This window comes from Paenibacillus germinis, from assembly GCF_013141785.1.
GTDB classification, from domain to species: domain Bacteria; phylum Bacillota; class Bacilli; order Paenibacillales; family NBRC-103111; genus Paenibacillus_E; species Paenibacillus_E phytorum.
This window is the reverse complement of sequence record NZ_WHOC01000100.1, coordinates 31725-53832: the sequence shown is the minus strand read 5'-3', so window position 1 is coordinate 53832 and position 22108 is coordinate 31725. Positions and strand designations below refer to the sequence as shown.

The window sequence follows — 22108 nt, the reverse complement described above, 5'->3', positions numbered from 1 at the left end:
TCACTATTCTTATTTATGAAGTCCGCATTCCGTTTTCTCGATATTTGACCAACGGCCTGCACGTGGATCTTCTCCTTCTGCTACTTGGCGTGTGCAGTGCGTGCAGCCGATGCTAGGGTAATTACGGTCATGCAGCGGGTTATAGATTACATTATTCTCGCGAATGTAATTCCATACATCTTCGGATGTCCAGCTTGCTAGTGGATTGAATTTAATTAAACCAAATTTAACATCGTACTCCACTTTTTTAGCATTTGCGCGAGTAGGTGCTTGGTCGCGGCGAATTCCTGTGATCCAAGCATCATAATTTTTAAGGATATCCGTTAATGGATCTACTTTTCGGATGTTACAGCATTGGTTAGCATCGTTTTTCCATAGCTCATCGCCAAATTTCTCAGCTTGTTCATCAAGTGTAAGCTTTGGCAATACCTGAACGAATTTAGTACCATAATGCTGTTCTAGGCGATCTCTTGTTTCATAGGTTTCAGCGAAATGAACGTTTGTATCCAAGTAAAAAATATCTACATTCGGATTAATTTTTTGCAGCATATCAACAAGCACAACATCTTCTGCACCAAAACTGCAAGCAAGCGTTAGGCTTGAGAATGTGTCAACGGCAAGTTTCAATATTGCTTCTGGTGATTGATTTTCGAATTCTTCAGATGCTTTCGTTACAAAAGCTTCTTTTTCAAAGAGATTCATATTAAATACCTCCTAAAATTTATAATCCCGACTGTTATTGTATGATTTATATTTAATTATAGCTGAGTTCTTCTTTGTGTCAATTACTTTTTATCATTTTGGTATTAACTTCGTTAAATTCATGTTGTTGGTTGGCTCAAGACATCTCTTTATGTACAAAAAGAAAAAACCTTTCCAGCATAATGCAGGAAAGGTCCCTCTTGAGCGCCAAAGGCGCAAAATCTTAACGTTTGGAGAATTGAGGAGCGCGACGAGCGGCTTTCAATCCATATTTTTTACGCTCTTTCATACGGGAATCACGTGTTAAGAAACCTGCTTTTTTCAGGGATCCACGGTATTCCGGATCAGCTTTTAGCAATGCACGGGAGATCCCATGACGAATTGCTCCAGCTTGTCCGCTGATTCCACCACCATTTGCAAGAACTAGAACATCGTATTTACCGACAGTCTCAGTTAATGTCAATGGTTGTTTAACGATTAGTTTCAACGTTTCTAGACCGAAATACTCATCTAGATCACGTTTATTGATAATGATGCGTCCTTCACCCGGTACTAAGCGCACGCGCGCTACCGAGTGTTTACGACGACCCGTTCCATAATATTGAACTTGTGCCACGAAACGTTCCTCCTTATATTAACCGCGAAGATTCCAGACTTCTGGTAGTTGTGCTTGGTGCGGGTGCTCTGCTCCACCGTAGACTTTAAGCTTAGTTTTCAAGCTATCGCCAAGACGGTTCTTTGGAAGCATACCGTGTACGGCAAATTCGATCATGCGATCAGGCTTGCTGTTCAGCAAATCCTGAGCAGAAGTCACTTTTAAACCACCTTGGTATAAAGAGTGACGGTAGTACATTTTGTTTTGCATTTTCTTACCTGTTAGCTTAATTTGGGAAGCATTGATAACAACAACGAAATCGCCAGTATCTACGTGTGGAGTGAACTCCGGTTTGTGCTTACCGCGGATAATGCTAGCAACTTCACTTGCAAGACGGCCAAGTGTTTGGCCTGCAGCGTCAACAATGTACCATTTACGCTCTACTTCATTTGGCTTAGCCATATATGTGGTGCGCATGCTTAATCCTCCTAAAAATATATCTCAATACATAATTATTATTGTTAATTTACATAAATGATGGATGGTTGACGGCCATTTGTGATCAGGGGCTGTGGGGTAGCCGATCACGAAACGCCAAGTTATATTTTACACGAAACATCGATAAGAAGCAAGTAGTGTTTTAAGCATTTTAATAGTCGACTCTCCATAACGTTAAACCCATAGCTTCGGCCGTAGGACCTGCTTGAGATCGGTCTCTAGCTTCAAGAATCTGCTGCATATCGCTGCTGGGTCTCTTGCCTTCACCAATCTGAATTAGCGTTCCTGCGATAATCCTAACCATGTTATAAAGGAAACCATTGCCTGTTACGATTAATCGGATTCGGGCAATTTTCCCCGTCGTAGATAACTCGTCAGCTTCCGTTTCCAGACGAACCTCGTAGAGGGTTCTCACCTTTACTTCCTTATCTGTTCTCACCGTGCAAAACGAAGTAAAATCATGCTCACCTAACAAGCAAGGGAGCGCCTCTCTCATGGCTTCCACATTCAAATGCGTAGGATGATGGTATTCATAGTTGCGGTGAAAGACATCAGGGAAGCGCGCCGAGCGAATTGAAAAGCAGTAAGTTTTACGTTTCGCGGCTTTGCGAGAATGAAAGGAAGGAAGGACTTCTTCCGCGGTATGTGCGACGATATCTCTGGGTAGTCTAGCATTTAGAGCTAAACACCAACGTTCCACTGGAATCTTTGAATTCGTGCTGAAATTAATAACTTGTGCTTTCGCGTGTACACCGGCATCTGTACGCCCAGATGAGATGACTTTCACCTTCTCACCAGTCAACATGAAAACAGCCTGCTCTAAACGGAACTGAATCGTGTCTGCTTTGGGCTGAATCTGAAAACCTGAATAAGCAGTCCCATCATAACTTATGGTAAAGCGTAGATTTCTCAAGGCTTGTTCCTCCATGAGTCATCCTTCCTATCTAAGTGATTAGCCTTAGCTAAATTCACTTCTAGAGAGCGTGCTAAGACTGCAAAAAAAGGGCTTCACCAGAATCTATGATTCCGTCCACCCTTTCCCATCCGTCTTTATGCGCGATCTACTAGCTCTAGGTAAACCATTGGTGCTGCGTCACCGCGGCGTGGTCCCAGTTTAAGGATACGAGTGTATCCACCTGGACGCTCGGAGTAACGAGTAGCCAAATCGGAGAACAGTTTTTGAATCGCATCTTGATTCTCGTTTGCAGCTTCTCTACGAACAAAAGCAGCAACCTGACGGCGTGCGTGAAGATCTCCGCGCTTCGCAAGAGTAATTAACTTCTCAGCGATGGAACGAATTTCTTTTGCTTTTGCTTCTGTAGTTTGGATGCGTTCATGTATGAACAGATCTGTAACCAGATCACGGAATAATGCTTTACGATTACTGGAATCGCGGTTCAACTTTCTGTAGTTCATTGAATTAACCTCCTTCTGACAAGATTATTCCTCAGTACGTAGTCCTAAACCCAGCTCTTCGAGCTTCTCTTGAACTTCTTCAAGTGATTTGCGGCCTAAGTTCCGAACTTTCATCATGTCTTCTTCTGTTTTGGTAATCAGCTCTTGTACGGTGTTAATCCCTGCACGCTTGAGACAGTTGTAAGAACGAACAGATAGATCAAGTTCTTCAATAGTCATCTCCAGAACTTTCTCTTTCTTATCTTCTTCTTTCTCTACCATAATCTCAGCATCTTTCGCTTCATCCGTCAAACCGACGAACAAGTTCAAATGTTCTGTTAAGATTTTGGCACCCAAGCTCACTGCTTCTTCTGGTCTAATACTTCCATCGGTCCACACTTCGAGGGTCAACTTATCATAGTTAGTCACTTGGCCGACGCGAGTATTCTCAATAGCATAGTTTACTCGGGTAATAGGCGTGTAGATCGAATCAATTGGAATCACACCAATTGGTTGTTCTTCATGCTTATTTTTGTCCGATTGGACGTAACCGCGACCTCTGCCCGCATGAATCCTCATATGAAGACGCGCATCTGGAGATAAGGTAGCGATATGCAGATCCGGGTTAAGAATCTCCACATCACTATCACCACGAATATCTGCCGCAGTAATATTACCTTCCCCTTCTGCATCAATTTCAAGCACTTTCTCCTCATCGGAGTGAATTTTCAACGATAGGCCTTTCAAGTTGAGGATAATTTCCGTTACATCCTCAAGCACGCCAGGAATCGTCGAAAACTCATGTAAAACGCCATCGATTTGGACAGAGGTTACTGCTGCCCCCGGTAAAGAGGACAGTAAGATACGACGTAGTGAGTTACCTAAGGTTGTACCATAGCCACGCTCCAACGGCTCGATGATAAATCTACCATAAGCGCCATCTTCACTTAATGCTACGGTTTCTATTTTTGGCTTTTCGATTTCGATCATGAAATGTACCCTCCATTCAATACGTCGTTTCCCTCTGGATACTTCGCCTGAAAATTTCATAGTATTCCTATCCTTCAAACCATTATTCACGATTTTGGGATAATTATACTACAAAGTGATCCTGAATTATACGCGACGACGTTTTGGAGGACGGCAGCCATTATGAGGAACCGGAGTCACGTCTTTAATCAGGTTTACTTCAAGACCTGCTGCTTGCAAAGAACGAATTGCTGCTTCGCGGCCAGCTCCTGGACCTTTAACCATAACTTCAACAGTTTTCAAACCATGCTCCATAGCTGCTTTAGCTGCTTTTTCAGCTGCCATTTGCGCCGCAAAAGGAGTACTTTTACGGGAACCTTTGAATCCAAGGTTTCCTGAACTTGCCCAGGAAATTGCGTTACCATGCGGATCCGTGATCGTTACGATCGTATTGTTAAATGTTGAACGGATGTGTGCTACACCGCTCTCAATATTTTTCCGGTCACGACGTTTCGTACGGACGACTTTTTTAGGTTTTGCCATTAGCTCTAACCCCCTTTATTATTTCTTCTTATTAGCTACCGTACGACGAGGACCTTTACGTGTACGAGCATTAGTTTTAGTACGTTGTCCACGAACAGGAAGACCACGGCGGTGACGAAGACCACGGTAGGATCCGATTTCGATTAGACGTTTGATGTTTAGGGAAATTTCGCGGCGAAGGTCGCCTTCTACTTTAAGGGTTTTGTCAATTACATCACGGATCTTGCTCACTTCATCTTCAGTCAAGTCACGAACGCGAGTACTAGCGTCGATACCTGTGGAAGCAATGATTTTCTGAGCAGTTGTAGTGCCGATACCGAAAATGTAAGTTAACGCGATTACAACTCGTTTGTCACGAGGTAAGTCAACTCCAGCTAAACGTGCCATCTACAGATTGCACCTCCTTTTAACCTTGTTTTTGTTTGTGCTTAGGATTTTCACAAATAACCATTACATTACCTTTACGGCGAATAACTTTGCATTTTTCGCAAATCGGTTTTACTGACGGTCTAACTTTCATTTTTAAGCCCTCCTTATCATCGTAAGCAACCATGTTGCGTTTTCTGTTAGAAAACTTGCTTCGTAAGCATACGCCTTGAGAGAGTAACTTACATGTAAGCCGAACATTTATTTGAAACGGTAGGTTATACGGCCTCTCGTTAAATCATAAGGCGATAATTCTACGGTAACCTTATCTCCAGGCAAAATGCGGATAAAATGCATTCTGATCTTACCGGATACATGGGCTAGGATTTTATGACCATTTTCCAATTCAACCTTAAACATTGCATTCGGAAGAGGTTCAATCACTGTACCTTCTACTTCAATTACATCTTCTTTGGCCACAGTCATTCTCCTTTCTCTATTGTGCTTCATCTTGCATAAGTTCAACGAATTTGGCAATTGCGAAGCGCAACTTTCCATTAGTAACACGACCTGTTTCCCTAATGCTTGACTCCACTTCACTGCTAATCGTTTCTTGTAACTGAAGATGATTCAGGTTCTTCTTCTTCGGTTGATCGAATTTGCGACTATCACCGTCGGCAAGCCAGACAAAGCGATGATCGACAATTCCAATTACGACCGCATATTCTCCGGGATCTCGACCGCGAAGCACCTTTACGATTTGACCCACCTTCGGAATCTTGCTATCCATTCATCATCACCTACGATCTAGGCAAAGTTAATATTTCATAACCGGCTGCCGTAATTGCAATCGTATGTTCAAAATGAGCACATAGGGTCCGATCCGCAGTGACTACAGTCCAATCGTCTTCGAGTGTTTGGACAAATCTTTCGCCAACGACCACCATCGGTTCAATGGCTAGGACCATGCCTGGTTTGAGACGAGGACCTTTGTCAGGTACACCATAATTCGGAATTTGTGGTTCTTCGTGAAGATCCGTTCCGATACCGTGACCGACATACTCTATAACCACGGAGAAGCCTGCGTCTTCAATACAAGTTTGGATTGCATGCGACAACGTGTAGAGTCTAGCATCCGGTTTAGCTTCTGCTATGCCTCGATACAGTGATTGTTCTGTCACAGCTAACAAACGCGCAGCTGTTTCAGAAATTTCACCGACAGGATACGTCCAAGCAGAATCTCCATGATAACCTTTATACTGAGCACCAATATCTATACTGATAATATCGCCCTCAGTCAGCTTTCTTGGACCAGGAATACCATGAACTAATTCTTCGTTGACTGAAGCACAAATGCTTCCAGGAAAACCGTTGTAGCCTTTAAAAGATGGAATCGCTCCCTGACTGCGAATGAATTCCTCTGCGATCTGATCAAGTTCTTTCGTTGTAATGTTCGGACGAATCGCCCTTGCCAATAAGCGGTGCGTTTCGGCTACGATACGACCGGCTTCTCGCATTAGGTCTAGTTCAACCTCGGACTTACAAATGATCATTACGCTAGACCTCGTAGCAGTGAGCTAATTTGTTCGGTTACCGCATGAATGTCTTGTTCCCCGTTAACCTCACGCAATAATTCCCTCTTTTGGTAGTAATCCAGCAGCGGAGCCGTTTTATTGATGTATTCATCCAAACGCGTTCCGACTTTCTCTTCCGTATCATCAGATCGTTGGTACAACTCACCCGAACATTTATCGCATACGCCTTCTTGCTTTGGTGGGTTGAAGATTACATGATACGTAGAACCACAGGATTTACAAATTCTTCGGCCAGTTAGTCTTGCAAGCAAGAAACTGCGATCAACGGAAAGATTGATAACTACTTCAATCTTCTTACCTAATGAATCTACGATTTCAGACAATGCATCTGCTTGAGCAACAGTTCTTGGGAAACCGTCAAGCAAAAACCCTTTATCGCAATCCGGTTGGGCAAGACGCTCTCTCACAATACCGTTCGTTATTTCATCAGGAACCAGAAGTCCCTTATCCACATAACCTTTGGCCTCAACACCAAGTGGTGTTCCTTGACTCATCGCCAAGCGAAAAGCATCTCCAGTCGAGATATGAGGAATTTGAAATTCGTTAACGATTTTTTCAGCTTGCGTACCTTTGCCTGCACCAGGAGGCCCCATAAAAATTACGTTCACATTTAAAACCTCCCATCGCACTCGGCATTACGAACAGCACAATAGGTGCCGATGTCGCAGATATTGCCCCATCAGAACCTATTAGCTATTTATTGATAAACCCTTTGTAATGACGCTTAATCAATTGGCTCTCGATTTGTTTCATCGTCTCAAGACCAACGCCTACTACGATAAGTAAAGATGTACCACCAATCCGAACCGAACTAGGCAAACCGGCAAGTCCTCCAAATAACATTGGAAGAATCGAGATCGCTGAGAGAAACAAAGCTCCAGAAAGAGTAATTCTAGTCATTACGCGTGTCAGATAAGTCGATGTTGTCTTACCGGGTCTAATACCTGGTATGTAGCCACCATTTTTCTTCATCTGGTCAGCCATTTGAACTGGATTAATTTGTACGAAGGTATAAAAGTATGTGAATCCAATAATCAGCAGTACGTAAAGTACAATCGCTAGTGGTGCAGTTTGGTTAATACTTAAATTGTTAATTATCCATTCTGCAACAACATTACCTCGCCAGTAACTTGCAATGGTAGGAGGGAACATCAATAACGATAATGCAAAGATTACAGGGATTACACCAGCCGCATTCACTTTAAGAGGAATGTGAGTGGTTTGACCACCATACATTTTACGACCAACTACCCGTTTCGCATATTGTACAGGTATCTTACGGATACCTTGCTGCACGAATATGACCCCGGCAATAATCAGTATAACAACCAAAGCAATAATGATCAGTTTCACGATATTCAGGAACAAAGCTCCTTCGGTCGCAAAAAGTGTTTTGTAAATTTGTTGGATGCTTGTTGGAATCGCCGCGACGATACCAGCAAAGATGATAATGGAAATACCGTTTCCAATCCCATATTCCGTGATTTGCTCACCGAGCCACATCAAGAAAGCTGTACCAGCAGTCAATACTAGAGCGATTAGAGCAAAGGTTGTGACACCTGGATCAATCACGAGTCCGCTATACAAACGGTTAAACCCAATTGAAAGTCCAAAAGCTTGAATCACACCTAGAATAATCGTACCGTAACGAGTAACTTGTGTCATTTTCTTTCTTCCGACATCGCCTTCTTTTGCCCATTGCGCAAAGCGTGGAATTACATCCATGGACAAAAGCTGAACAATGATAGAAGCCGTGATGTAAGGCGTAATTCCCATCGCGAAGAGGGAAAATTGGAAGAGCGCACCGCCAGAAAACGTGTTAAGCAAACCAAAGACATCACTCTGATTCGCTTGGTCTTGAAGTTTCAGAACATCCGTATTAATGTTAGGTACCGGAATAAAGGCACCTAAGCGGTAGACGATTAGCAAGATGAGCGTAAAGAAAATTCTTCTGCGTAAATCTTCTACTTTGAAGATGTTGGCTATGGTATTAAACATTAAATCACCTCGGTTTGACCGCCGGCAGCTTGGATTTTCTCAATTGCTGATTGAGAGAACTTATTCGCTTTAACGGTTAATTTTACTGTGATTTCACCGTTTCCTAAAATCTTGATACCATCTTTAGGAGCTTTAACAATACCAGTCTCCATTAATACTTGTGGAGTAACTTCGGTACCAGCTGCGAAATTGTTCAAATCTTCAAGGTTTACGATTGCGTATTCCGTACGGAAACGATTCGTGAAACCACGTTTAGGTAAACGACGGTATAACGGGTTTTGTCCACCCTCGAATCCAGGACGAACGCCTCCACCGGAACGTGCGTTTTGACCTTTATGTCCGCGAGTTGATGTTTTACCCATGCCGCTACTTGTACCACGGCCAACACGTTTACGAGTGTGACGAGAACCAGTAGCAGAACTTAGCTCATGTAACTTCATCGTTGCACACCTCCTCTAGATCTTAATATCTTGCTACTATGCTTCGATTTCTTTAACTTCTACCAAATGGCTCACTTGATTAACCATGCCTCTGATCGCAGCATTATCTTGATGAAGAACAGTTTGGTGCATCTTGCGAAGACCAAGTGTTTTCACAGTAACGCGTTGTGTTTCAGGGCGGCCAATCAGGCTGCGTTTTAGGGTAATTTGTAATTGTTTCGCCATGTTTACCCCTCCTAACCTAATAGCTCTTGAACTGTTTTACCGCGAAGCTTTGCAACTTCTTCCGCTTTTTTCAAGCGGCTTAAGCCTTCAAGCGTTGCGTTAACCATGTTCATGGAGTTCGATGAACCAAGGGATTTTGTCAAGATATCGCCGATACCAGCAAGTTCAAGTACTGCACGAACTGGTCCTCCAGCGATAACTCCTGTACCTTGGGAAGCTGGTTTCAGCAGAACGCGTCCTGCACCAAACTTACCTGTTACAAGGTGAGGAATCGAAGTGCCTACGATAGGAACATGAATCAAGTTCTTTTTCGCATCTTCAATGCCTTTGCGGATTGCATCAGGAACTTCGGAAGCTTTACCGATTCCTGCGCCAACCCAGCCATTGCCATCGCCAACGACAACAAGTGCGCTGAAGCTGAAACGACGTCCGCCTTTTACTACTTTAGCTACGCGATTAATATTAACAACTTTTTCTGTTAGCTCTAAAGTATTAGGATCTACACGCAAGTCTTTTACCTCCTTATATATGTTTTTCCTAGAATTCAAGTCCAGCTTCACGAGCTGCGTCAGCTAATGCTTGAACACGTCCATGATAAAGGTATCCACCGCGGTCAAATACCACTTTGTCTAAACCTTTTTCTTTTGCGCGTTGAGCGATTAATGCGCCAACTTTACGAGCAGCTTCAACGTTACCGCCATTACCAATTTCACTTTTCAGTTCTTTATCTTGAGTCGATGCAGCAACGATTGTAATACCCGTTGTATCATCGATAAGTTGAGCATACATGTGTTTGGAAGAGCGGAATATGTTTAAGCGCGGACGAACAGTTGTACCTTCGATTTTCTTACGAACACGAAGATGTCTTTTCAAACGAGCTTTATTTTTATCGCTTTTAGTAATCATCTATACTTACACTCCTTTCATCATCTTATGATGCGAGGCTTATGCTTACGTAGCAAGTTTTCATTCGAAAACTCTTAGCTATTACCCGCGATCTAACGATCTTATTTCTTCTTACCAGCTTTACCTTCTTTACGAAGAATACGTTCGCCTTCATACTTGATACCTTTACCTTTATACGGCTCTGGCTCACGTACGGAACGAACTTTAGCTGCCATAGCGCCTACTAATTCTTTATCAATACCTTTAACGATGATTTTCGTGTTCGTAGGAACATCGAACTCAATGCCGTTTTCAGGAGTGATTTCAACTGGATGGGAGTACCCAACGTTGAGAACTAATTTGTCGCCGCTCTTGTTAGCACGGTAACCAACGCCAACTAGATCCAAAGATTTCGTGAAACCTTCCGTTACGCCACTTACCATGTTGGCAACAACACTACGTGTTGTACCATGCAGGGAACGGTGGAGTTTGTTATCGGAAGGACGCTCAACGGAAATCTCGTTCTCTAGAACATTTACTTTCATATCTTTATGAAGTTCACGGGACAAAGAACCTTTAGGGCCTTTAACCGTGATTTGAGTATTGTCTAGTGTTACATTTACACCACTTGGAATGGTGATTGGCTTACGACCAATACGAGACATGTTTGCACCTCCATTCAATTACAATTGTATTACCAAACGTAGCAGATAACCTCTCCGCCAGCTTTGGATTGACGAGCATCTTTATCCGTCATAACTCCTTTAGATGTGGAGATGATGGCAATCCCTAATCCGCCCAATACACGAGGGATTTCTTGTGATTTAGTGTAAACGCGTAGTCCTGGTTTGGAAATTCTTTTCAAACCGGAGATAACACGCTCATTGTTTGAACCGTATTTCAGGAACAAACGAATGATACCTTGTTTGCTATCTTCAACGTACTCAGCGTCACGGATAAATCCTTCTTTTTTAAGGATTTCAGCGATTTCCCTCTTCACTTTTGACGCAGGAATTTCAACTGTTTCATGACGTACGATATTCGCATTACGAATGCGAGTTAGCATATCTGCAATTGGATCTGACATGACCATTTTGTGTAAACCTCCTTCCCGAAAATAGGGTGATTACCAGCTTGCTTTTTTAACGCCTGGAATCTGACCTTTGTGTGCTAATTCGCGGAAACAAATCCGACAAATTTTGAACTTGCGAAGCACTGAATGCGGACGTCCGCAGCGCTCACAACGTGTGTATGCTTGCACTTTAAACTTCGGGGTACGTTGCTGTTTGACTTTCATCGAAGTTTTTGCCACTTAATATAACACCTCCTGATAGGTACGACTGGTAACCTATTTAACGAAAGGCGCTCCGAGTTGTGTTAAAAGCTCGCGAGCTTCCTCGTCGGACTTAGCCGTTGTAACGATAACAATATCCATACCACGAACTTTATCAACTTTATCATACTCAATTTCTGGGAAAATGAGTTGTTCTTTCAGACCAAGTGTGTAGTTTCCACGACCATCAAAAGCCTTGTTGGAAATACCACGGAAGTCACGTACACGTGGAAGTGATACGTTGAAAAGTTTATCCAAGAAATGATACATACGCTCGCCGCGAAGAGTTACTTTCACGCCGATTGGCATATTTTCACGAAGTTTGAAACCCGCGATCGCTTTTTTGGATTTTGTAACAACTGGTTTTTGACCAGAGATTTTTTGAAGATCTTCTACTGCAGTGTCAAGTACTTTGGAGTTCGATACAGCCTCACCAACACCCATGTTGATAACGATTTTCTCGACTTTAGGAACTTGCATAACTGTTGAGTAGTTAAACTTTTGAATTAACGCTGGAGTGATTTCGTTCAAATAACGATCTTTCATTCTTACTGCCATGACTCATTTGCCTCCTTTCCATGCTTTGTTGTATTAGTCGATAACTTCGCCGGATTTTTTCGCGATGCGAACTTTCGTTCCGTTATCCAATACTTTATATCCTACGCGAGTAGGCTTGCCGCTCTTAGGATCAATCAGCATCACGTTAGAAACGTGGATTGCAGCTTCTTGATTCAAGATACCGCCTTGTGGGTTAGTTTGGGATGGTTTCGCATGTTTCTTAACCATGTTTACACCTTCTACAAGCACACGGTTTTGACGAGGATAAGCAGCGATAACGCGGCCCTTCTTACCTTTGTCTTTACCAGTGATTACAAAAACCGTATCGTCTTTTTTCACGTGCAGTTTATTGTTATGAGATTCTAATCTCTTTTTTAATCTTGGCATTAGCTTCTACACCTCCTGAGGTTTCCCGTTAGGAAAACAAACATCGTAACTGTTCTTAGATAACTTCTGGAGCCAAGGATACGATCTTCATGAAGTCTCTGTCACGAAGTTCGCGTGCAACTGGTCCAAAGATACGTGTACCACGTGGACTTTTATCTTCTTTCACGATAACAGCCGCATTCTCATCGAATGAGATATATGATCCGTCTTTACGGCGAGCACCGCTCTTTGTACGAACGATAACTGCTTTAACAACGTCACCTTTTTTGACAACGCCACCTGGTGTTGCTTCTTTTACTGAACAGACGATCAAATCACCGATGTGACCAACGCGACGACCAGTACCACCCAAAACGCGGATACACATTAATTGTTTCGCACCTGAGTTGTCAGCGACAGCCAAACGAGTAAATGGTTGAATCATCGTATTCCCTCCTTTCGGGGTTCATGTCTAGATTATTAGATAACAACGCCAACTTCAATAATTTCAACCAGTCTCCAGCTTTTATCTTTGGATAATGGTCTAGTTTCACTGATTTTCACAGTGTCACCAATTTTAGCTTGGTTGTTTTCATCATGCGCTTTAAACTTTTTCGTATATTTGATTCTCTTGTGATAGAGCTCATGTTTTTTGTAAGTTTCAACAGCAACAACAATGGTTTTATCCATTTTATCACTGACAACTTTACCGATCAGAACTTTACGATCGTTACGTTCAGCCATCTAAGGAACACTCCCTTCTAGATTTGGTTACCCAATCCCCAATTCTCTTTCACGCAAAATAGTCTTGGCACGAGCGATCTCTTTACGCAAATCACGAATTTGAGTCGGGTTGTCCAATTGACCAGTAGCTAGTTGAAAACGGAGGTTAAAGAGTTCTTCTTTAAAACCATTAACTTTTTGCTCAATTTCAGCAGTGGTTAAGTTCCGGAATTCACTACCCTTCATTTGCTTCACCGCCTACTTCTTCTCTTTTCACGAATTTCGTTTTGATTGGTAGCTTGTGAGCAGCAAGACGCATCGCTTCACGAGCGACCTCTTCACTAACACCAGCAAGTTCAAACAAAATTTTACCCGGTTTTACTACAGCTACCCATTTCTCCACGTTACCTTTACCACTACCCATACGAACTTCAAGCGGTTTTTGTGTAACTGGTTTAGCTGGGAAGATTTTAATCCAAACTTTACCGCCACGTTTGATGTAACGTGTCATGGCAATACGTGCTGCTTCGATTTGACGGTTGGATACCCAAGCCGGTTCTACCGCTTGCAGACCATATTCGCCAAAAGCTACTTCCGTTCCGCCTTTAGCGCGACCCTTCATGTTACCGCGGTGTTCTTTACGGTGTTTTACACGTTTAGGTACTAACATGATTTAAATTCCTCCTTCCGGCTGAGCCTTTTTCTTAGCTGGCGGAAGCACTTCTCCACGATAAATCCATACTTTTACACCGATACGTCCATAAGTAGTGGCTGCTTCAGCAGTACCATAGTCGATATCAGCACGAAGCGTATGAAGTGGAACTGTTCCTTCGCTATATCCTTCCGTACGAGCGATCTCAGCACCGCCAAGACGTCCGCTAGTTGCTACTTTGATACCTTTTGCACCGGATCTCATCGTTCTTTGCATAGCTTGTTTCATTGCACGACGGAATGAAACACGACGTTCCAATTGAAGTGCAACAGCTTCAGCTACTAGAATAGCGTCAAGATCTGGGCTTTTGATTTCAGAGATGTTAATGTGAACTTTTTTATTGGACATAGCAGCGATGTAGTTACGAATAACTTCAACTTCAGCTCCGCCTTTACCAATAACCATTCCTGGTTTTGCAGTTTGAATCGTAACGTTCACACGGTTAGCCGCGCGTTCGATTTCGATGTGGGAAACTGCAGCATCTTTAAGTTTATTTTTTAAGTATTCGCGGATTTTGACGTCTTCAAGCAACAGAGTTCCGAAATCTTTCTCTGCGAACCATTTGGACTCCCAATCACGAATGACACCAATTCTAAAGCCTACCGGGTTTACCTTCTGACCCACACGTTACCCCTCCTTATTTTTCAGATACCACGATTGTAATGTGGCTGGTACGTTTTTTGATCGCGCTAGCGCGGCCCATTGCACGTTGTTGGAACCTTTTCATTGTAGGTCCTTGGTTAACAAATGTCTCAGACACCACAAGTTTATTAGGATCTAATGAATAGTTATGCTCTGCATTGGCAATTGCGGAATTCAGTAGTTTCTCCAGAATTGGAGAAGCTGCTTTAGGCGTGTGACGCAGAATCGCAATCGCTTCACCTACCGCTTTTCCCCGAATCAAGTCAACAACTAGCTTTGCTTTACGAGGAGCAATCCGAGCGTGGTTCAATATTGCTTTTGCTTGCATGGTAGTACCTCCTCTCGGTTAAAAATTGAAATTAGCGTTTTCCGGTTTTCTTATCGTCATCGTGACCTTTGTAAGTACGTGTTGGAGCAAATTCACCAAGCTTATGCCCAACCATATCTTCCGTTACGTATACAGGCACGTGTTTTCTTCCGTCATAAACTCCGAAAGTGTGACCAACGAATTGCGGGTAAATCGTAGAACGACGGGACCACGTTTTGATAACCAGTTTTTTGCTGGAAGTGTTCAAGTCTTCTACTTTTTTCAGTAAGTATCCATCAATAAATGGACCTTTCTTTAAGCTGCGACCCATGGGTGTTCCTCCCTTCCTTGAACCTTAAGAGAATGTCTATATCCGTGATAAATTGAACATACTTTGTGGTTCATTTTATCATGATTACTTCGTACGACGACGTACAATGTATTTATCGGATGCTTTACCTTTTTTACGAGTTTTGAAACCAAGCGTCGGTTTACCCCATGGTGACATAGGTGATTTACGTCCGATTGGTGCACGTCCTTCACCACCACCGTGTGGGTGATCATTCGGGTTCATTACGACCCCACGAACTTGTGGACGATTGCCTTTCCAACGATTACGTCCTGCTTTACCGATTTTCACGAGTTCGTGATCTTCGTTACCAACAGAACCGATTGTTGCGCGGCAAACTTTAAGGACTTTACGAACTTCACCAGATGAAAGGCGAATGGTTACGTAAGTTTCTTCTTTACCAAGAAGTTGAGCTTCCGTACCGGCAGCGCGCACTAATTGTGCACCTTTACCAGGCTTCAACTCGATGTTGTGGATAACTGTACCAACTGGAATGTTTTCCAATGGAAGAGCGTTACCTACTTTGATATCTGCTTGTGGTCCAGAAACGATACGATCGTCCACTTTAAGACCTTTTGGAGCGATGATGTATTTTTTCTCGCCATCAGCATAATGAATCAATGCGATGTTCGCGGAACGGTTAGGATCGTACTCAACTGTAGCAACGCGTCCTGGTATTCCATCTTTAGTACGTTTGAAATCGATAATACGGTATTTACGTTTGTGTCCACCACCATGGTGACGAACCGTAATTTTACCTTGGTTGTTACGACCAGCATGCTTGAACAAAGGAGCAAGCAAGGATTTCTCCGGTGTAGATGTTGTGATTTCTTCAAAAGTAGAAACCGACATCGCACGTCGAGCTGGTGAGGTTGGTTTATATTTTTTAATTGGCACTCTGATTTCCTCCTTACTTCAAGAGATAGGGTTATACTGATTCAAAGAATTCCAATTCTTTGCTTTCTGCGCTTAGGGACACGATAGCTTTCTTCCAGATGGAAGTGTAACCGGAGTGTTTGCCATAACGCTTAGGCTTAGCAGGCATTCTGAGTGTGTTTACATTTGTAACTTTTACTTTGAAGATCGCTTCAATAGCTTGTTTAATTTCTGTTTTGTTAGCACGAAGATCTACTTCGAAAACATACTTTTTGTTAGCCATTAGGTCGCTTGTACGCTCAGTGATGATCGGGCGCTTGATAATGTCGCGTGGATTTTTCATTGTGCAAGCACCTCCTCAACTTTCTGTACAGCCTCTTGTGTTAAGATCAATTTGTCATAAAGCATGACATCAAGAACGTTAACTCCATCAGCAGCAACAAATTTCACACCTGGGATATTACGAGCAGACAAAGCAACATTGGAGTCGTTAGCAACGCCCACAACTAGTACTTTGCTATCTACTTTCAGGTTGTTCAGAATAGCAACGAAATCTTTCGTTTTCGGAGCATTCATTTGAAGTTGATCCAATACGATCAAGTTGTTATCGATAAGTTTCGAGGACAAAGCGGATTTGATCGCTAAGCGACGAACTTTTCTAGGCAATTTGAAACCATAGCTACGAGGTGTCGGTCCGAATACGGTACCGCCGCCTTTCCACTGTGGAGCACGAATACTACCTTGACGAGCGCGACCTGTACCTTTTTGTTTCCAAGGTTTACGACCACCGCCGCGAACTTCTGAACGACCTTTTGTTTTGTGTGTTCCTTGACGAACAGCCGCTTGTTGAAGCAATACCATTTCGTGGATCGCATGAACGTGAGGCTCAATTCCAAAAACAACGTCAGACAGTTCAACTTCTCCTACCTGAGCACCTGTTACATTATATAAAGCTACTTTTGGCATCTGTCTTCCTCCTTTCTTACTTTTTCACAGCAGACTTCACGCTAACGTAGCTGTTTCTAGGACCCGGAATGGAACCTTTAACTAGCAACACGTTACGCTCAGCATCTACTTTAATGATTTGCAGGTTTTGCAAAGTTACTGTTTCGTTACCCATGTGCCCTGGCAATTTCTTACCTTTAGGTACGCGGTTTGCTTGAATGGAACCCATGGAACCTGGTCCGCGGTGATAACGTGATCCGTGAGCCATAGGGCCTGTGGATTGGTTATGTCTTTTGATGTTACCTTGGAAACCTTTACCTTTGGAAGTACCCGTTACATCAACGAATTCGCCCTCTGTAAACAGATCTGCTTTCAGTTCTTGACCAACTTCATAGTCACCCAACTGAATGCCACGAATTTCTTTAACGTAGCGCTTAGGCGTTGCCCCTGCTTTTTTCGCATGGCCAAGCTCTGGTTTAATGATTCTGCTAGCTTTAACATCATCAAAACCGATTTGGATCGACTCATATCCGTCGTTATCCACATCTTTCTTTTGCAGTACCACACATGGTCCCGCTTGAATGACAGTTACCGGAACTACATTACCCTCCGGAGTAAACAACTGTGTCATCCCAAGTTTTTTTCCTAAGATACCTTTCATCGTTGACACCTCATTTCCTTCCTAAACGTTCATTCTATAGTTGTTTTACAGTTTGATCTCAATATCAACGCCAGACGGTAAGTCTAAACGCATTAGAGCATCAACTGTTTGTGGTGTTGGATTCACAATATCGATAAGACGCTTATGCGTACGCATTTCGAATTGCTCACGCGAATCCTTGTACTTGTGCACCGCACGAAGAATCGTGATGATTTGCTTCTCTGTCGGAAGCGGAATCGGACCGGATACACCTGCACCGGAACGCTTGGCAGTTTCCACGATTTTCTCAGCTGATTGATCAATAATTCTGTGATCATAAGCTTTCAAACGGATACGAATTTTTTGCTTTGCCATGATAAGTCCCTCCTTCTATCGCCCAATTTATTATCGGACATACTCCGCGAAAATTCTCCAACAACCATCCCCATGGCAAAGGGGCCAGGTGTGTCGGCAACCTTTCGCATCATCGCAACGTCACAGACCAACGTTTTATATTATATAAAATTTGAAAACGAAAAGCAAGCGAAATTTTAGGCATATGCATAAAAAAAACACCCACCGTCTAAACGATGAGTGTTTCTTCTATTTATAGGTATTACTTTTGAATTGTTGCAACCGCGCCCGCACCAACTGTACGTCCGCCTTCACGAATCGCGAAGCGTGTTCCTTCTTCGATTGCGATTGGGTTGATTAGTTCAACAGTAACAGTGATGTTATCACCAGGCATAACCATCTCTGTACCTTCTGGAAGGGAGATGATACCCGTTACGTCAGTTGTACGGAAGTAGAACTGTGGACGGTAACCTGTGAAGAAAGGCTTATGACGGCCACCCTCTTCTTTAGTTAGAACGTAGATTTGTGCTGTAAAGTTCGTGTGTGGTTTAACTGAACCTGGTTTCGCAAGTACTTGTCCACGCTCGATATCTTTACGGTCTACACCACGAAGCAATGCTCCGATGTTGTCACCAGCTTGAGCGGAATCAAGCAATTTACGGAACATCTCTACACCAGTTACGATGCATTTACGAGTTTCTTCAGCGATACCAACGATTTCAACTTCTTCTTGTACTTTAACAGTACCACGCTCAACACGACCAGTTGCAACTGTTCCACGACCAGTGATTGAGAATACATCCTCAACTGGCATAAGGAAAGGCTTGTCAGTTTGACGCTCAGGAGTTGGGATGTAAGTATCAACTTGCTCGAACAACTCGATGATTTTGTCAGCCCAAGGACCTTCTGGGTTAGCAAGAGCTTCACGAGCTGCACCACGGATGATTGGAGTATCATCGCCTGGGAACTCATATTCGTTAAGAAGGTCGCGAACTTCCATCTCAACCAATTCAAGCAACTCTTCGTCTTCAACCATATCACATTTGTTAAGGAATACTACGATGTAAGGTACGCCTACTTGACGGGAAAGAAGGATGTGCTCGCGAGTTTGCGGCATAGGGCCGTCAGCTGCGGATACAACCAAGATCGCTCCGTCCATTTGAGCAGCACCAGTGATCATGTTTTTAACATAGTCAGCATGTCCTGGGCAGTCAACGTGTGCGTAGTGACGGTTAGGTGTTTCGTACTCAACGTGAGCAGTGGAGATTGTGATACCGCGCTCGCGCTCTTCTGGTGCTTTATCGATTTGGTCGAATGCTACTGCAGCTCCACCGTATCTTTTGGACAATACAGTTGTAATAGCTGCTGTCAAAGTTGTTTTACCATGGTCAACGTGACCGATAGTACCGATGTTAACATGCGGTTTGTTACGTTCAAATTTAGCCTTTGCCATTTTAAACGATTCCTCCTTAGAGTGACTAATAGTTTTATATTAAGCGCCTTTGCCTTTTGCAATAATTTCTTCTGCAATGGACTTAGGTACTTCTTCATAATGTGAAAGTTCCATGGAGTAAACACCACGGCCTTGAGTTCTTGAACGAAGTGTTGTGGAATATCCAAACATTTCGGACAAAGGCACCTTAGCACGGATGATTTGCGCGCCATGACGGTTATCCATACCTTCAATACGTCCACGACGGGAGTTAAGGTCACCCATAACATCGCCCATGTACTCTTCTGGTACAGTAACTTCAACCTTCATGATTGGCTCAAGAAGAACCGGTTTACATTTTTCTTTAGCTGCTTTAAGTGCCATGGAACCTGCGATTTTGAACGCCATTTCATTGGAGTCAACATCATGGTAAGATCCATCAACAACTGTAGCTTTGATATCCACGAGCGGGAATCCTGCGATTACACCGTTTTTCATGGACTCTTCGATACCAGCTTGAATAGGTGCGATATATTCTCTAGGAATAGATCCGCCGACTACTTTGCTTTCGAAAATGAAACCTGTACCAGCTTCTTGAGGTTCGAACTCAACCCAACAATGTCCGTATTGACCACGACCACCGGATTGACGAACGAATTTACCTTCAACTTTAGCTGATGCACGGAACGTTTCACGATAAGCTACTTGCGGTTTACCAACATTGGTTTCTACTTTGAACTCACGAAGCATACGGTCAACGAGGATCTCAAGGTGAAGCTCACCCATACCTGCGATGATCGTTTGTCCTGTTTCTTCGTCTGTGGAAGCACGGAAAGTCGGATCTTCTTCAGCAAGTTTTTGCAACGCGATACCCATTTTATCTTGGTCGGCTTTCGTCTTCGGTTCTACAGCAAGCTGGATAACCGGTTCAGGGAAGACCATTTTCTCAAGAATAACTGGATTTTTCTCATCACAAAGTGTATCACCAGTCGTTGTATCTTTCAATCCAACGGCCGCGGCGATGTCACCAGCGTATACAATGCTGATTTCTTGACGGCTGTTCGCATGCATTTGCAGAATACGACCAACGCGCTCACGTTTGCCTTTTGTTGCGTTAACAACGTAGGAACCGGAGTTCAAGGTACCAGAGTAAACACGGAAGAACGTAAGACGACCAACGAAAGGATCTGTCATGATTTTGAATGCAAGCGCTGAGAAAGGTTGATCATCAGCAGACTTACGAACCACTTCAGTACCATCGTCAAGTACACCTTTAATGTCAGGTACATCAAGTGGTGATGGCAGGTAACTAATTACCGCATCCAACATCAATTGAACACCTTTGTTTCTGTAAGAAGACCCTACGATAACTGGGAAGATTTTCACTTCGCAGACACCTTTACGTAGAGCTGCTTTGATTTCGTCAACAGAAATTTCTTCGCCTTCAAGGTACTTCATTGTAAGCTCTTCATCAAGCTCAGCAACTTTCTCAATCAATTCCAAGCGAAGTTCTGCAACTTGATCTTTGAACTCAGCAGGAATCTCGATTTTCTCGATATCCTTACCAAGATCGTCTTTGTACATATAAGCAACTTCATCAACCAAGTCAATGATACCTTTGAATTCATTCTCAGCACCGATTGGAAGTTGAATAGCTACTGCATTTGCACCAAGTTTTTGACGCATGGATTCAACAACTTGCAAGAAGTCTGCACCGATGATATCCATTTTGTTTACGTAAGCAATCCGTGGAACGTTGTATTTATCAGCTTGTCTCCAAACTGTTTCCGATTGAGGCTCAACGCCCTCTTTCGCACTAAATACACCAACTGCTCCATCCAACACACGAAGGGAACGCTCTACCTCAACGGTAAAGTCAACGTGCCCCGGGGTATCAATAATATTGATGCGGTGACCTTCCCATTGCGCAGTTGTAGCGGCGGAAGTAATCGTGATTCCACGCTCTTGTTCCTGCTCCATCCAGTCCATCGTAGCTGCACCTTCGTGCACTTCTCCGATTTTGTGAACTTTACCTGTATAGTACAGAATGCGCTCTGTTGTTGTCGTTTTACCAGCATCGATATGAGCCATGATCCCGATATTACGTGTGTTTTTTAAGGAGAACTCTCTAGCCATAGGTCGTTATGTCTCCTTTCTGATATTGATTTAGAATTCTACCAACGATAGTGAGCGAATGCTTTATTAGCTTCAGCCATTTTGTGTGTATCTTCACGTTTCTTAACGGAAGAACCTGTGCTGTTGCTAGCATCGATGATTTCATAAGCCAATCTTTCTTCCATCGTCTTCTCACCGCGTAGGCGGGAGTAGTTGACCAACCAACGCAACCCTAAAGTTGAACGACGATCAGGTCTAACTTCGATAGGTACTTGATAGTTCGCTCCACCAACACGGCGAGCTTTAACTTCTAGTACTGGCATAATGTTTTTGATAGCAGCTTCAAACACTTCCATCGGCTCTTTACCTGTACGATCTTTCACGAGGTTAAAAGCGTTGTATAAAATGGTTTGTGCTACCCCTCTTTTTCCATCAACCATAATGCGATTGATAAGACGAGTAACTAGTTTGCTATTATAAATTGGATCTGGCAATACGTCTCTGCGAGTAACTGGACCTTTACGAGGCATAGTTATCCCCCTTTC

Annotated in this window: 38 protein-coding genes; all 38 read right to left on the bottom strand. The window is 43.2% G+C overall.

Annotated features, from left to right (window positions below):
* Positions 1-9: 9 nt before the first annotated feature.
* Positions 10-702: a phosphoadenylyl-sulfate reductase gene (locus GC102_RS20935; protein ID WP_171691216.1), complete on the bottom strand. Its 693-nt coding sequence runs from the start codon at positions 700-702 to the stop codon at positions 10-12.
* Between the two features lie 223 nt (positions 703-925).
* A complete protein-coding gene (gene rpsI / locus GC102_RS20930; protein ID WP_029196439.1) occupies positions 926-1318 on the bottom strand; it encodes a 30S ribosomal protein S9 in 393 nt (130 codons plus the stop codon).
* 18 nt (positions 1319-1336) lie between these two features.
* Positions 1337-1774, bottom strand: coding sequence for a 50S ribosomal protein L13 (gene rplM / locus GC102_RS20925; RefSeq protein ID WP_029196440.1), 438 nt, complete (start codon positions 1772-1774; stop codon positions 1337-1339).
* 172 nt (positions 1775-1946) lie between these two features.
* A complete protein-coding gene (truA, locus tag GC102_RS20920) occupies positions 1947-2708 on the bottom strand; it encodes a tRNA pseudouridine(38-40) synthase TruA (RefSeq protein ID WP_171691215.1) in 762 nt (253 codons plus the stop codon).
* Positions 2709-2845: 137 nt separating this feature from the next.
* Positions 2846-3211, bottom strand: coding sequence for a 50S ribosomal protein L17 (gene rplQ, locus GC102_RS20915; RefSeq protein ID WP_057304263.1), 366 nt, complete (start codon positions 3209-3211; stop codon positions 2846-2848).
* A gap of 24 nt (positions 3212-3235) precedes the next feature.
* Positions 3236-4180 carry a DNA-directed RNA polymerase subunit alpha gene (locus GC102_RS20910; RefSeq protein WP_028557469.1) on the bottom strand — a complete coding sequence of 315 codons (945 nt, stop codon included), beginning with the start codon at positions 4178-4180 and terminating at the stop codon, positions 3236-3238.
* A gap of 126 nt (positions 4181-4306) precedes the next feature.
* Positions 4307-4702 (bottom strand): 30S ribosomal protein S11, encoded by a 396-nt coding sequence (gene rpsK, locus GC102_RS20905; protein WP_028557470.1) that lies wholly within the window; start codon positions 4700-4702, stop codon positions 4307-4309.
* Between the two features lie 18 nt (positions 4703-4720).
* The gene (rpsM, locus tag GC102_RS20900) at positions 4721-5089 is read right to left on the bottom strand and encodes a 30S ribosomal protein S13 (protein ID WP_028557471.1); all 369 of its coding nucleotides are present in this window, start codon (positions 5087-5089) and stop codon (positions 4721-4723) included.
* 19 nt (positions 5090-5108) lie between these two features.
* Positions 5109-5222 carry a 50S ribosomal protein L36 gene (rpmJ, locus tag GC102_RS20895; protein ID WP_003333770.1) on the bottom strand — a complete coding sequence of 38 codons (114 nt, stop codon included), beginning with the start codon at positions 5220-5222 and terminating at the stop codon, positions 5109-5111.
* Positions 5223-5329: 107 nt separating this feature from the next.
* Positions 5330-5548 (bottom strand): translation initiation factor IF-1, encoded by a 219-nt coding sequence (gene infA / locus GC102_RS20890; RefSeq protein WP_009676800.1) that lies wholly within the window; start codon positions 5546-5548, stop codon positions 5330-5332.
* 16 nt (positions 5549-5564) lie between these two features.
* Positions 5565-5858, bottom strand: coding sequence for a KOW domain-containing RNA-binding protein (locus GC102_RS20885; RefSeq protein ID WP_171691214.1), 294 nt, complete (start codon positions 5856-5858; stop codon positions 5565-5567).
* A 10-nt stretch (positions 5859-5868) separates the two neighbouring features.
* A complete protein-coding gene (gene map, locus GC102_RS20880) occupies positions 5869-6621 on the bottom strand; it encodes a type I methionyl aminopeptidase (protein WP_171691213.1) in 753 nt (250 codons plus the stop codon).
* A complete protein-coding gene (locus tag GC102_RS20875; protein ID WP_029196447.1) occupies positions 6621-7271 on the bottom strand; it encodes an adenylate kinase in 651 nt (216 codons plus the stop codon). Before GC102_RS20875 ends, map begins: the two co-directional genes overlap by 1 nt.
* Positions 7272-7356: 85 nt before the next feature.
* Complete coding sequence (secY, locus tag GC102_RS20870; RefSeq protein WP_171691212.1) at positions 7357-8661, bottom strand: preprotein translocase subunit SecY; 1305 nt, start codon at positions 8659-8661, stop codon at positions 7357-7359.
* Positions 8661-9101: a 50S ribosomal protein L15 gene (gene rplO, locus GC102_RS20865; RefSeq protein WP_029196449.1), complete on the bottom strand. Its 441-nt coding sequence runs from the start codon at positions 9099-9101 to the stop codon at positions 8661-8663. Before rplO ends, secY begins: the two co-directional genes overlap by 1 nt.
* A 36-nt stretch (positions 9102-9137) precedes the next feature.
* The gene (gene rpmD / locus GC102_RS20860; RefSeq protein ID WP_029196450.1) at positions 9138-9326 is read right to left on the bottom strand and encodes a 50S ribosomal protein L30; all 189 of its coding nucleotides are present in this window, start codon (positions 9324-9326) and stop codon (positions 9138-9140) included.
* Positions 9327-9337: 11 nt separating this feature from the next.
* Positions 9338-9835, bottom strand: coding sequence for a 30S ribosomal protein S5 (gene rpsE / locus GC102_RS20855; protein ID WP_029196451.1), 498 nt, complete (start codon positions 9833-9835; stop codon positions 9338-9340).
* Between the two features lie 28 nt (positions 9836-9863).
* On the bottom strand, positions 9864-10232 hold the full coding sequence (rplR, locus tag GC102_RS20850; RefSeq protein WP_047683179.1) for a 50S ribosomal protein L18: 369 nt from the start codon (positions 10230-10232) through the stop codon (positions 9864-9866).
* Between the two features lie 101 nt (positions 10233-10333).
* Positions 10334-10876 carry a 50S ribosomal protein L6 gene (rplF, locus tag GC102_RS20845; RefSeq protein ID WP_047683181.1) on the bottom strand — a complete coding sequence of 181 codons (543 nt, stop codon included), beginning with the start codon at positions 10874-10876 and terminating at the stop codon, positions 10334-10336.
* Between the two features lie 29 nt (positions 10877-10905).
* Positions 10906-11304 carry a 30S ribosomal protein S8 gene (gene rpsH / locus GC102_RS20840; RefSeq protein WP_029196454.1) on the bottom strand — a complete coding sequence of 133 codons (399 nt, stop codon included), beginning with the start codon at positions 11302-11304 and terminating at the stop codon, positions 10906-10908.
* Positions 11305-11337: 33 nt separating this feature from the next.
* Positions 11338-11523 carry a type Z 30S ribosomal protein S14 gene (locus GC102_RS20835; RefSeq protein ID WP_029196455.1) on the bottom strand — a complete coding sequence of 62 codons (186 nt, stop codon included), beginning with the start codon at positions 11521-11523 and terminating at the stop codon, positions 11338-11340.
* Positions 11524-11559: 36 nt separating this feature from the next.
* On the bottom strand, positions 11560-12102 hold the full coding sequence (gene rplE, locus GC102_RS20830) for a 50S ribosomal protein L5 (RefSeq protein WP_171642881.1): 543 nt from the start codon (positions 12100-12102) through the stop codon (positions 11560-11562).
* Positions 12103-12135: 33 nt separating this feature from the next.
* Positions 12136-12489 (bottom strand): 50S ribosomal protein L24, encoded by a 354-nt coding sequence (gene rplX, locus GC102_RS20825; protein ID WP_216628115.1) that lies wholly within the window; start codon positions 12487-12489, stop codon positions 12136-12138.
* A gap of 55 nt (positions 12490-12544) precedes the next feature.
* Complete coding sequence (rplN, locus tag GC102_RS20820; protein WP_028557485.1) at positions 12545-12913, bottom strand: 50S ribosomal protein L14; 369 nt, start codon at positions 12911-12913, stop codon at positions 12545-12547.
* A gap of 35 nt (positions 12914-12948) precedes the next feature.
* Positions 12949-13212: a 30S ribosomal protein S17 gene (gene rpsQ / locus GC102_RS20815; RefSeq protein ID WP_171691211.1), complete on the bottom strand. Its 264-nt coding sequence runs from the start codon at positions 13210-13212 to the stop codon at positions 12949-12951.
* Between the two features lie 27 nt (positions 13213-13239).
* Positions 13240-13437, bottom strand: a complete 198-nt coding sequence (gene rpmC / locus GC102_RS20810; RefSeq protein ID WP_028557487.1) for a 50S ribosomal protein L29 — start codon at positions 13435-13437, stop codon at positions 13240-13242.
* Positions 13427-13861: a 50S ribosomal protein L16 gene (gene rplP, locus GC102_RS20805; RefSeq protein ID WP_029196459.1), complete on the bottom strand. Its 435-nt coding sequence runs from the start codon at positions 13859-13861 to the stop codon at positions 13427-13429. The genes rpmC and rplP overlap by 11 nt, the downstream gene beginning before the upstream one ends.
* A gap of 3 nt (positions 13862-13864) precedes the next feature.
* The gene (gene rpsC, locus GC102_RS20800; RefSeq protein ID WP_171642879.1) at positions 13865-14527 is read right to left on the bottom strand and encodes a 30S ribosomal protein S3; all 663 of its coding nucleotides are present in this window, start codon (positions 14525-14527) and stop codon (positions 13865-13867) included.
* Between the two features lie 13 nt (positions 14528-14540).
* Positions 14541-14873, bottom strand: a complete 333-nt coding sequence (gene rplV, locus GC102_RS20795; RefSeq protein ID WP_028557490.1) for a 50S ribosomal protein L22 — start codon at positions 14871-14873, stop codon at positions 14541-14543.
* Positions 14874-14904: 31 nt separating this feature from the next.
* A complete protein-coding gene (gene rpsS, locus GC102_RS20790; RefSeq protein ID WP_029196461.1) occupies positions 14905-15183 on the bottom strand; it encodes a 30S ribosomal protein S19 in 279 nt (92 codons plus the stop codon).
* Between the two features lie 84 nt (positions 15184-15267).
* On the bottom strand, positions 15268-16098 hold the full coding sequence (gene rplB / locus GC102_RS20785; protein WP_028557492.1) for a 50S ribosomal protein L2: 831 nt from the start codon (positions 16096-16098) through the stop codon (positions 15268-15270).
* A gap of 31 nt (positions 16099-16129) precedes the next feature.
* On the bottom strand, positions 16130-16420 hold the full coding sequence (gene rplW / locus GC102_RS20780) for a 50S ribosomal protein L23 (RefSeq protein ID WP_028557493.1): 291 nt from the start codon (positions 16418-16420) through the stop codon (positions 16130-16132).
* Complete coding sequence (rplD, locus tag GC102_RS20775) at positions 16417-17043, bottom strand: 50S ribosomal protein L4 (RefSeq protein ID WP_171691210.1); 627 nt, start codon at positions 17041-17043, stop codon at positions 16417-16419. The genes rplW and rplD overlap by 4 nt, the downstream gene beginning before the upstream one ends.
* Positions 17044-17059: 16 nt before the next feature.
* Positions 17060-17683, bottom strand: coding sequence for a 50S ribosomal protein L3 (rplC, locus tag GC102_RS20770; RefSeq protein WP_028557495.1), 624 nt, complete (start codon positions 17681-17683; stop codon positions 17060-17062).
* A 45-nt stretch (positions 17684-17728) separates the two neighbouring features.
* Positions 17729-18037: a 30S ribosomal protein S10 gene (gene rpsJ, locus GC102_RS20765; protein ID WP_028557496.1), complete on the bottom strand. Its 309-nt coding sequence runs from the start codon at positions 18035-18037 to the stop codon at positions 17729-17731.
* A gap of 241 nt (positions 18038-18278) precedes the next feature.
* Entirely contained in the window at positions 18279-19469 is a 1191-nt protein-coding gene (tuf, locus tag GC102_RS20760) for an elongation factor Tu (protein ID WP_047683193.1), read from the bottom strand.
* 39 nt (positions 19470-19508) lie between these two features.
* Complete coding sequence (gene fusA / locus GC102_RS20755) at positions 19509-21584, bottom strand: elongation factor G (protein ID WP_171691209.1); 2076 nt, start codon at positions 21582-21584, stop codon at positions 19509-19511.
* A 38-nt stretch (positions 21585-21622) separates the two neighbouring features.
* Complete coding sequence (gene rpsG, locus GC102_RS20750; protein ID WP_028557499.1) at positions 21623-22093, bottom strand: 30S ribosomal protein S7; 471 nt, start codon at positions 22091-22093, stop codon at positions 21623-21625.
* Between the last annotated feature and the right edge of the window lie 15 nt (positions 22094-22108).

What these genes read in the sequence shown, in the direction of transcription:
- rplM (WP_029196440.1), bottom strand. Translation starts at nt 1,774, where the DNA reads ATGCGCACCACATATATGGCTAAGCCAAATGAAGTAGAGCGTAAATGG.
- map (WP_171691213.1), bottom strand. Translation starts at nt 6,621, where the DNA reads ATGATCATTTGTAAGTCCGAGGTTGAACTAGACCTAATGCGAGAAGCC.
- rplQ (WP_057304263.1), bottom strand. Translation starts at nt 3,211, where the DNA reads ATGAACTACAGAAAGTTGAACCGCGATTCCAGTAATCGTAAAGCATTA.
- rplX (WP_216628115.1), bottom strand. Translation starts at nt 12,489, where the DNA reads ATGCCAAGATTAAAAAAGAGATTAGAATCTCATAACAATAAACTGCAC.
- rpsM (WP_028557471.1), bottom strand. Translation starts at nt 5,089, where the DNA reads ATGGCACGTTTAGCTGGAGTTGACTTACCTCGTGACAAACGAGTTGTA.
- GC102_RS20885 (WP_171691214.1), bottom strand. Translation starts at nt 5,858, where the DNA reads ATGGATAGCAAGATTCCGAAGGTGGGTCAAATCGTAAAGGTGCTTCGC.
- rpmC (WP_028557487.1), bottom strand. Translation starts at nt 13,437, where the DNA reads ATGAAGGGTAGTGAATTCCGGAACTTAACCACTGCTGAAATTGAGCAA.
- rplO (WP_029196449.1), bottom strand. Translation starts at nt 9,101, where the DNA reads ATGAAGTTACATGAGCTAAGTTCTGCTACTGGTTCTCGTCACACTCGT.
- rpsG (WP_028557499.1), bottom strand. Translation starts at nt 22,093, where the DNA reads ATGCCTCGTAAAGGTCCAGTTACTCGCAGAGACGTATTGCCAGATCCA.
- rpsH (WP_029196454.1), bottom strand. Translation starts at nt 11,304, where the DNA reads ATGGTCATGTCAGATCCAATTGCAGATATGCTAACTCGCATTCGTAAT.
- tuf (WP_047683193.1), bottom strand. Translation starts at nt 19,469, where the DNA reads ATGGCAAAGGCTAAATTTGAACGTAACAAACCGCATGTTAACATCGGT.
- rplV (WP_028557490.1), bottom strand. Translation starts at nt 14,873, where the DNA reads ATGCAAGCAAAAGCAATATTGAACCACGCTCGGATTGCTCCTCGTAAA.
- GC102_RS20910 (WP_028557469.1), bottom strand. Translation starts at nt 4,180, where the DNA reads ATGATCGAAATCGAAAAGCCAAAAATAGAAACCGTAGCATTAAGTGAA.
- fusA (WP_171691209.1), bottom strand. Translation starts at nt 21,584, where the DNA reads ATGGCTAGAGAGTTCTCCTTAAAAAACACACGTAATATCGGGATCATG.
- rplC (WP_028557495.1), bottom strand. Translation starts at nt 17,683, where the DNA reads ATGAAAGGTATCTTAGGAAAAAAACTTGGGATGACACAGTTGTTTACT.
- rplE (WP_171642881.1), bottom strand. Translation starts at nt 12,102, where the DNA reads ATGGCAGTAAGAATGAAAGATCGTTATTTGAACGAAATCACTCCAGCG.
- rplN (WP_028557485.1), bottom strand. Translation starts at nt 12,913, where the DNA reads ATGATTCAACCATTTACTCGTTTGGCTGTCGCTGACAACTCAGGTGCG.
- rplD (WP_171691210.1), bottom strand. Translation starts at nt 17,043, where the DNA reads ATGCCAAAAGTAGCTTTATATAATGTAACAGGTGCTCAGGTAGGAGAA.
- rpsS (WP_029196461.1), bottom strand. Translation starts at nt 15,183, where the DNA reads ATGGGTCGCAGCTTAAAGAAAGGTCCATTTATTGATGGATACTTACTG.
- secY (WP_171691212.1), bottom strand. Translation starts at nt 8,661, where the DNA reads ATGTTTAATACCATAGCCAACATCTTCAAAGTAGAAGATTTACGCAGA.
- GC102_RS20935 (WP_171691216.1), bottom strand. Translation starts at nt 702, where the DNA reads ATGAATCTCTTTGAAAAAGAAGCTTTTGTAACGAAAGCATCTGAAGAA.
- rpsJ (WP_028557496.1), bottom strand. Translation starts at nt 18,037, where the DNA reads ATGGCAAAGCAAAAAATTCGTATCCGTTTGAAAGCTTATGATCACAGA.
- rpmD (WP_029196450.1), bottom strand. Translation starts at nt 9,326, where the DNA reads ATGGCGAAACAATTACAAATTACCCTAAAACGCAGCCTGATTGGCCGC.
- rplP (WP_029196459.1), bottom strand. Translation starts at nt 13,861, where the DNA reads ATGTTAGTACCTAAACGTGTAAAACACCGTAAAGAACACCGCGGTAAC.
- rplR (WP_047683179.1), bottom strand. Translation starts at nt 10,232, where the DNA reads ATGATTACTAAAAGCGATAAAAATAAAGCTCGTTTGAAAAGACATCTT.
- rpmJ (WP_003333770.1), bottom strand. Translation starts at nt 5,222, where the DNA reads ATGAAAGTTAGACCGTCAGTAAAACCGATTTGCGAAAAATGCAAAGTT.
- rpsK (WP_028557470.1), bottom strand. Translation starts at nt 4,702, where the DNA reads ATGGCAAAACCTAAAAAAGTCGTCCGTACGAAACGTCGTGACCGGAAA.
- rplW (WP_028557493.1), bottom strand. Translation starts at nt 16,420, where the DNA reads ATGAAAAATCCACGCGACATTATCAAGCGCCCGATCATCACTGAGCGT.
- rpsQ (WP_171691211.1), bottom strand. Translation starts at nt 13,212, where the DNA reads ATGGCTGAACGTAACGATCGTAAAGTTCTGATCGGTAAAGTTGTCAGT.
- rplF (WP_047683181.1), bottom strand. Translation starts at nt 10,876, where the DNA reads ATGTCTCGTATTGGTCGTAAGCCAATCACCATTCCAAGTGGTGTAAAT.